This window comes from Collimonas fungivorans, assembly GCF_028292705.1.
Taxonomy (GTDB): domain Bacteria; phylum Pseudomonadota; class Gammaproteobacteria; order Burkholderiales; family Burkholderiaceae_D; genus Collimonas; species Collimonas fungivorans_B.
On sequence record NZ_JAQGLV010000147.1, the window covers coordinates 1 to 7,516 of the forward strand.

The window sequence follows — 7,516 nt, forward strand, 5'->3', positions numbered from 1 at the left end:
AGATGGCCCCCAGCAGCGGCTCTTTCATGGTGTAAACCTTGCGCTGCTTGCCATGCGGCGTCAGGTCGCAGGAAAACACCTGGCCGTCATCGACCAGCGCCTGATTGGCGGCAAAGACGAAGACGTCACAGGCACGGCCCACTTCATACAGCGAGTCCTTCTTGCACAGCCCGGCTTCGGCGGTAATCAAGTCGGAAACGGCATCGGTATTGGCACGCAATATTTCCGCTGCCCGCAGCATGATCCTGGAGCGCTCAAAACGTGTCAGCTTCGACTTGAACTGACGCGCGATGCGAAAGGCGTCGCGGATATCGCCGACAGTCGCCTTCGGGACCGTCCCGACCAGTTTTCCGTTGTAGGGATTTAATACCTCGATCAGGCGTTCATTGCCCACCAGCTTCCCGCCAATCCGCATCTGCTGGCGCAACGGTTCGCCTTCCTTGATTTTTTTCAATTCGCTTAGCATCGACATTTCATCTCCAGATTAATTAATTGTTCGCGTCACTGCCGCACATTATTTGTCTTGGCCAGTAACCACATAAGGCCTTCAGGCTGCAGCATTCATCGCCAGGTAAAACACGTCGAAATTGCGCAACCGATGGTCGGAAGGAATCGCGCCAAGCCTGCGATTGAACATCAGCGGCACGCGTTGTTCCGAGATGCCACCATGCGAGCGCAATGGCAGCTTCAGCTCGGACAGGTCGTGGCGGCTGGCAGAAGTGCCGATCACCGTCAGGCGTTCGCTGACAATCACCAGGTCGCCGATACGGTCTTCCGGCAACTCAAAGCGGGCAGCTGCTTGAGCGCGCGTCAACACCAGCTCGACGCCAGGGATCGCGCTGATCTGGCGGGAAACGCTGTCCAGATCCGCTCCTTCATTCATATACACGGTGGCGTAAGAACCCAATGCGCCGTGGTGTACGACATACGGGTCGGTAATCGGCAGAATCACCCGGGTTTTGCCATTCCCGGCCCTGGCGTCCAGCACGTCCTGCAGATAAATCACGTTGGGTGTGCCGGCGCTGTCGGTCTTGGCGTTCATGCCGTGATCGGCGGTCAAGCCGATCACCGCGCCCAGCGCATCGAGCTGGGTCAGGTAGTGATCCATCATGGCGTAAAAGGCATTGGCGCCAGGCGTTCCGGGAGCAAACTTGTGCTGGATATAGTCGGTAGTCGAGAGATACATGATGTCCGGACGCTGCGTCTCCAGCAGCTTGACGCCGGCGGCAAACACGAACTCCGACAATTCGGCGCTATACACCGACGGCAATGGCATGCCGACCAGTTCCAGCAAATTCTCCACGCCGTTTTGTTCCAGCGTAGCCTGATCGGCCTTCTCGGCCGAGAAACAGATGCCGCGCATCTTGTGGCCGAGCAAACCGCGCAATTTATCCTTGGCGGTGATCACTGCGACCTTGGCGCCGGCGTCAGAGAAGGCGGAAAATATCGTGCCGGCGCGCAGGTATTTGGCGTCATTCATCATGACTTCCTGATTTGCTTCGCGATCCAGGAAATAGTTGCCGCAGATGCCATGCACTGAAGGCGGCGCCCCGGTGACTATCGACAAATTGTTCGGATTGGTAAAACTGGGCACTACACAGTCGCCGGTAAGCACGGTTCCTTGCGCCGCCATTTTTTTTAAAAACGGTGCGACGCCAGCCTGAATTGCCTGATTGATATATTCCTGTTCACAGCCGTCGACACACACGACGACGACAGGTTGTTTCATCCATGGATAGTTGCGGCCATTGACCTGCAGGGGTTTGGTGCCAGACATAATTTAACCTTTTGGTTTTTGAGGAGATAGGGGCGGCTGCCGCCGCAGGTGCGCCCATGGATGCGGCGACGACCTGCCATCGCATGGGCGCACAACAGCCGGGCAGTCCTGTCAGCGCTTGATGAACATGGCAACCACCGCACTGATTACGCAGCTCACGGCGACAATTGGAAATATCAATGCGGTATTGCCGGAGTGGTCCAGCATTCTGCCGATAAGCGGTTCGCCGAGACCTGCAAACAGGTACGATGAAAAATTCATGATGCCGGTAGCGGTGCCGGCGCGACGCGAACCGACAAGGTCCGGACATAACGCCCAAAACGATGACGCTGGCCCGTACACAAAGAAACCACAGAGGAATAACGCCATGACCCCAAGCATCGAATGACCGGGGATTGTAAACATCCAGATACTCGTGATTGCACCCAGCACCATGTAGAGCATGATCGCTTTATATCTCTTCGAACCGAACAGCTTGTCCGATATCCAGCCGTTGCTTAGCGCGCCAATGGCCATTCCCACCGGAAGAGCGACGCTGATCCATTTGGGATCAATAAACGCGTCCGGCGACTTCGCCCAATTCGATCCGAAAAAATGGACGGGAACCCAAACGATGAGACCGTACCGGGCTGCGTTTTGAAAGCCTAAGGAAAGGGCCGCCACGATCAAGCGCCAGTTTTTCAGCACGGCCTTGTACCGGGTCCAGGAAGACTCCTGCCGATCATCAAGGACAGCGTGTGCTTTATCGCCGTGGTTGGCAACGCCGGTGTCCAGCGGTTGAAAACCCAGGTCTTCCGGCCGCTCGCGGGCAACCAGATAGAAGAATATGCCTCCGCCAAGCATGAGAAGAACGGGAATCCGGAATATCCATCGCCAGTCAAGATGCAAAACGTCGAGCACGGCAATCGATGTTATGTAAGACAGCACGGAGGCGCAGCCGGCGGCAAACACATAGAAGCCATATACCTTGCCCCGTTCGCCGATGTCCCACCAATTTGACAGCAGGCGGCTGCCTGGCGCCCATCCCAATGCTTGAAAGTAACCGTTAACTGCCCATGGGAAAATCAGGCTCCCGAATCCACTCGAAAAACTTACGATCCAATTGGCTAAACAGGAAAGAACCGCGCCTAGGCTCATGATCCGGCGGCCGCCGAACTTGTCCGCGAGATTGCCGTTGATTGCCTGTCCAATGGCGTATGACCATAACATCGCACTGGATACCCAGCCCAGGGTCTCTTTAGAAAGGCCAAACTCTTTTTGGATGCCTGGAATCGCGAAGCCAAATGTCTGCCTGCCGGTGTAAAAAAACAAATAACAAAGCATCGCCGCAAGGAGCATTCGCCATTGCGCCTTGCGAAAACGCGTGTCGGTTGACGCGAGCCGATCCGACGACGTATATATGTAACTCATTGCATGTCTCCTTTATAGAGGATAACCGAGTTGCTATGCCTCGGAAAACCCCACTCCTATTTGTGTTGGAAAAGGTAGTTTTTATTTTTTAATCAATGTAAATCTTGCGACGTTGCAGACCCTCCATGGAAATGTAAAAATCATCTGGTCCGTGAAATTTTTCACGGCTTTCCGTATCTATTCCCTGGACCGTCCGTCGACGTGACTGCGCCCTCGATCCGCGGACACAGCTCATGTCAGCGCCAATGCGGCCTTTGCCCCGATAAAGTTCTTCCCTCGCGCACCCCGCATGGCATGCTGTACCATCTCCTGCGCTTCTTCCTCCGAAACGCCATAGTCGGAAAATTCGGTCCCGACTTCGAGCTGGTGCAGAAAATCGCGTAAACGGTCCACCGCGGTTTTTCGATCGGTATTGAACGCCCGCTGCAGGGCGGCGTCCCTATCGGGAAGCTCGCCCCATGCCATGCCGAGAACCAGAGGGAGCGTGAACGAGCAGGCTATGCCATGCGACAATCCATATCGCAGAGTCATCTCGTAAGAAATTGAGTGAGCGAGAGCTGTTTTGGTATTGGAGAATGCCAATCCTGCCTTCATCGCAGCGAGCGCCATGGATGATCGCAGCGCCTTGTTGTCGAGCTCCTTGGCAAGTAACGGCAGGCAGGCCATGATCTCTTGGATCGCCCCGATCGCGAGCGCGTCGGAAATCGGATTCGCATTGACGTTCCAGATCGATTCCAGCGCGTGCGATAACGCGTCCAGTCCCGTGGAAACGGTAATCGCCCTGGGGAGGGTAAGCATTAAATCCGGATCGACAATAGCCGCTTTGGGCCAGGTGCAATCCAGGTGCAGCGAATATTTCTTTTGTTTCGCCGAATCCCAGATCGTTGCCCACGGCGTTACTTCGCTGCCGGTGCCGGCGGTCGTCGGGATGGCAATGAGCGTCTTTACCCTGCTTGGCGTAAAAGGCTTGCCGTCGGCAAGCAGGGCCAGCAGTTCATCGAAACTCCCGCCTTCGGTTCCGACTATCAAGGCCTTGGCAGTGTCGATAGCGCTTCCGCCCCCCAGCGCCACAACCGTATCGCATGCGTGTTCGTCCCGCCAGAACCGGTTATACATTTCTGCCAACTGGGAAACGTCCGGGTTGGGGTGAACATTTTCGATGACATAAATCAGCTGATTGCCTAGCAAATCCTCCAGCTTTTTAAGAAGACCCAACGAGCGCGCTTCGGGAAAAGTCACCACCACCACCTTTGCGCCGCTGACGATGCGGGGCAGTTCTTCAAGGCTGCCGGGACCGAAATGGGTCGCGACAGGGTTGCAGAATCGTTGTGTCATCGGGGTCTCCTGTTTATTGGTTATAAATTTTTAGTAAATGGATTGTCGGCGGGCCCAGGCCATAGCACAAATCGATTATTCTTCTATTTCTATCGTTTCAACCGATAATGGAAAAACGTTGCATGCGATGATATATATGCAATTTTTTGGGAAGTGGCCATGGGGCTGGCATTTCAAGCGCAACCGCGGCGTTGAATGGCAGGGCGGCCATGTGGCCACTGAAGAAGATGTGCTCTTGAGGGATTTGTATGTATCAGTACCATAAATGGATTCGTTCGTTCCACGCCGTAGCCAAAACACACAGCTTTACCGCTGCGGCGGCCTACCTGAAAATAGGGCAGCCGACCATCAGCGAGCAAGTCAAGGCCTTGGAAGGCAGATTTGCCGTCGAGCTGTTTTACCGTCGCGGCCGGCATGTCGAATTAACCGATGCGGGTCGGCGGCTGTATGAAATTACCGAAGGAATTTTCGGCCAGGAAGACGAGGCGGTTCAGCTGTTGCAAAGCTTGCATTCACAAAAAACAGGATTGCTACGCATCGGCGCAGTTTCACCGCCTGTGGTAATGAACCTGACCTATGATTTAATGCGCAAGCATCCGGGGATTGAATTCGCGATCTCGATCAACACGGAAAAGGAAGCGCTCGCCCGGCTTTATGATTTCACCATTGACATAGCAATTCTGGCTTTCATAGAAACCGACAAGCGGCTGCACGTCGTTCCGTACCGGAGCTACCCGATTGTCGCAGTGGTCAGGGATGACCATGCCTGGGCGAGCAGGTCGTCCGTACCATTGGCGAGCATAAAAAATGAAGCTGTCATCATGCGTGAACCCGGTTCCAAGACGCGTGAATTGCTCGAGAACGCATGCAGGAATCAGGGCGTCCAGATAAATTGCGTAATGGAGCTCAACAGCCGGGAAGCCACCATGCATGCGATCGCGGAAGGCTTAGGCATTGGTTTCGTATCCGAGATCGAATACATGGCGATACCCGGAACGAAAGCGATCAAGCTTAAAGACGCGCCGGTGACCATTGACTATTACATGTGCGCACTTGCCGTACGAAAAAATCGGCCGCTCCTTAGAAGCGTGCTTGAATCAGAAACACTGCAGAAAACCATGCGAAAAAAATAGTTTTGACCAGATTCGTCGAGCATGTCTTCAACGGAGACGTCGTTAAGTCTCTTTCTCTCCCGGCAAGCGACGCAACTAATGAGATGTGCAGCGGGAAAGCGGAACCGTCGGCATCAACATGAATCTGCATGTTAAGATTCGGCAAATTCTGACCATTTTTCCCATTGATGACCAGCAAACCCAAGCCAGCTCCGAAAGATGCCTCTGCGCGCAAGCCCCATCCCAAGCTGCGGCTGGCTTATGTCATCGGCAGCCTTGATCGGATCATCCGACGCCGGATATCCGAAGCACTTGCCCCGCTTGGCCTGACCATCGGGCAATTCACCGTCATGTCCGTTCTGGATGCGGGCGGCCAGGCATCGAACGCCCAGCTGGCCGAACGTTCCTTGATCACGCCGCAGTCAGCCAACGAAGTCATGAACGCCATGGCGACACGAGGCTGGATTACCCGGGAACCTGATCCGAACCATGGGCGGATCGTCTTGCTCCAGCTTACCGATGAGGGCCGCGCAATCCTGCGGCAGTGCGAGCAGGCGGTACGCGTGATCGAAGGCCAGATGCTTGCCGGCATGGCGCCGGACGTAGCAGACTCCGTGCAGAATTGCCTCGAACTGTTCGTGCGCAACCTGCGCGCCTGACACTACCCGTTTTCTTTTAAAAGTTTTTTGTTTTAACGGCTTAATCGCGTTTGACATATCAGGTTACCTGATATAAAGTGAATTCCAAGGATGGTGATCGGCAACCGGCATCGCCAGTTTTTTTTGTGATATTCATAAGGAAATTCGATATGAGCGCTTACCAGGGTCGTTGGAAAACAGTAGAGGTGAAGGTCGAGCACGGCATCGCATGGGTAATGTTCAACCGCCCTGAAAAACGCAACGCAATGAGCCCCACGCTCAATAGCGAAATGCTGCAGGTGCTCGATGCCATCGAACTCGACGACGCCGCCAAGGTACTGGTGTTGACGGGTAACGGCGCGGCCTGGACTGCCGGCATGGACCTGAAAGAATATTTTCGTGAAATCGACGGCGGTCCCGAAATCCTGCAGGAAAAAATCCGCCGCGACGCTTCGGAATGGCAATGGCGGCGCCTGCGCATGTATGCAAAACCTACCATCGCGATGGTCAACGGCTGGTGCTTCGGCGGCGGATTCTCGCCGCTGGTAGCGTGCGACCTGGCGCTGGCGGCTGACGAAGCCGTGTTCGGCCTGTCGGAGATCAACTGGGGCATACCGCCTGGCAACCTGGTGAGCAAGGCCATGGCGGACACGGTAGGCCACCGGCGCGCGCTGCATTTCATCATGACCGGCGACACGTTTACCGGCAGCGAAGCGGCCGACATGGGCCTGGTCAACAAGAGCGTGCCGCTGGCGCAGCTGCGTGCCGAAACGATCGCACTGGCGGCCAAGCTGATCGAAAAGAACCCGGTCGTACTGCGCGCCGCCAAGCATGGATTCAAGCGTTCCCGTGAACTGACCTGGGAGCAATCCGAAGACTATCTGTATGCGAAGCTCGACCAGGCCCAGTTGCGCGATCCCGAGCAAGGCCGCGAACAAGGCCTCAAGCAGTTCCTCGATGACAAGGCGATCAAGCCCGGCCTGCAAGCCTATAAGCGCTGAATTGACGGCGCTGCCAGATAACTATAAAGGAGACCATCGAATGAACGAAATCAGCATGCTGATCGGCGGCAAGGAGTTGCCGGCCGCTGACGGCCGTACCTTCGAGCGGCGCAACCCGGTGAGCGGCGCCATTGCCACCCGCGCGCCGGCCGCCGGCCTGGCGGATGCCGATGCGGCGGTGGAAGCCGCCCAGGCGGCGTTTCCGGCATGGGCCGCGCTGGCGCCGACCGAGCGCCGCAAGCG

At 55.8% G+C, this 7,516-nt stretch carries 8 protein-coding genes; 4 read left to right on the forward strand and 4 right to left on the reverse strand.

Going from position 1 to position 7,516, the window contains the following annotated elements:
- From JWQ61_RS07425 to psrA, 4 genes are all read right to left on the reverse strand, one after another.
- A partial coding sequence (locus JWQ61_RS07425) for an aldehyde dehydrogenase family protein (protein ID WP_304359959.1) occupies positions 1–472 on the reverse strand: 472 nt, incomplete at its 3' end.
- A gap of 75 nt (positions 473–547) precedes the next feature.
- On the reverse strand, positions 548–1,777 hold the full coding sequence (gene phnA, locus JWQ61_RS07430) for a phosphonoacetate hydrolase (RefSeq protein ID WP_304359960.1): 1,230 nt from the start codon (positions 1,775–1,777) through the stop codon (positions 548–550).
- Between the two features lie 111 nt (positions 1,778–1,888).
- Complete coding sequence (locus JWQ61_RS07435) at positions 1,889–3,187, reverse strand: MFS transporter (RefSeq protein ID WP_304359961.1); 1,299 nt, start codon at positions 3,185–3,187, stop codon at positions 1,889–1,891.
- A 231-nt stretch (positions 3,188–3,418) separates the two neighbouring features.
- A complete protein-coding gene (gene psrA / locus JWQ61_RS07440; protein ID WP_304359962.1) occupies positions 3,419–4,522 on the reverse strand; it encodes an iron-containing alcohol dehydrogenase PsrA in 1,104 nt (367 codons plus the stop codon).
- A 248-nt stretch (positions 4,523–4,770) separates the two neighbouring features.
- Between psrA and JWQ61_RS07445 the strand changes: the two genes are divergently transcribed.
- The 4 genes from JWQ61_RS07445 to JWQ61_RS07460 all read left to right on the forward strand — a co-directional run.
- Positions 4,771–5,655 (forward strand): LysR substrate-binding domain-containing protein, encoded by an 885-nt coding sequence (locus JWQ61_RS07445; protein ID WP_304359963.1) that lies wholly within the window; start codon positions 4,771–4,773, stop codon positions 5,653–5,655.
- Positions 5,656–5,822: 167 nt separating this feature from the next.
- Positions 5,823–6,293: a MarR family winged helix-turn-helix transcriptional regulator gene (locus tag JWQ61_RS07450; RefSeq protein ID WP_304359964.1), complete on the forward strand. Its 471-nt coding sequence runs from the start codon at positions 5,823–5,825 to the stop codon at positions 6,291–6,293.
- A 149-nt stretch (positions 6,294–6,442) separates the two neighbouring features.
- On the forward strand, positions 6,443–7,273 hold the full coding sequence (locus JWQ61_RS07455) for a p-hydroxycinnamoyl CoA hydratase/lyase (RefSeq protein ID WP_304359965.1): 831 nt from the start codon (positions 6,443–6,445) through the stop codon (positions 7,271–7,273).
- A gap of 40 nt (positions 7,274–7,313) precedes the next feature.
- Positions 7,314–7,516 (forward strand): aldehyde dehydrogenase family protein (locus JWQ61_RS07460; RefSeq protein ID WP_304359966.1); only part of this gene is annotated, 203 nt, incomplete at its 3' end.

Bases quoted from the DNA above. Each gene is read 5' to 3' on its own strand.
- phnA (WP_304359960.1), bottom strand. From the start codon at position 1,777: ATGTCTGGCACCAAACCCCTGCAGGTCAATGGCCGCAACTATCCATGG.
- JWQ61_RS07435 (WP_304359961.1), bottom strand. From the start codon at position 3,187: ATGAGTTACATATATACGTCGTCGGATCGGCTCGCGTCAACCGACACG.
- psrA (WP_304359962.1), bottom strand. From the start codon at position 4,522: ATGACACAACGATTCTGCAACCCTGTCGCGACCCATTTCGGTCCCGGC.
- JWQ61_RS07445 (WP_304359963.1), top strand. From the start codon at position 4,771: ATGTATCAGTACCATAAATGGATTCGTTCGTTCCACGCCGTAGCCAAA.
- JWQ61_RS07450 (WP_304359964.1), top strand. From the start codon at position 5,823: ATGACCAGCAAACCCAAGCCAGCTCCGAAAGATGCCTCTGCGCGCAAG.
- JWQ61_RS07455 (WP_304359965.1), top strand. From the start codon at position 6,443: ATGAGCGCTTACCAGGGTCGTTGGAAAACAGTAGAGGTGAAGGTCGAG.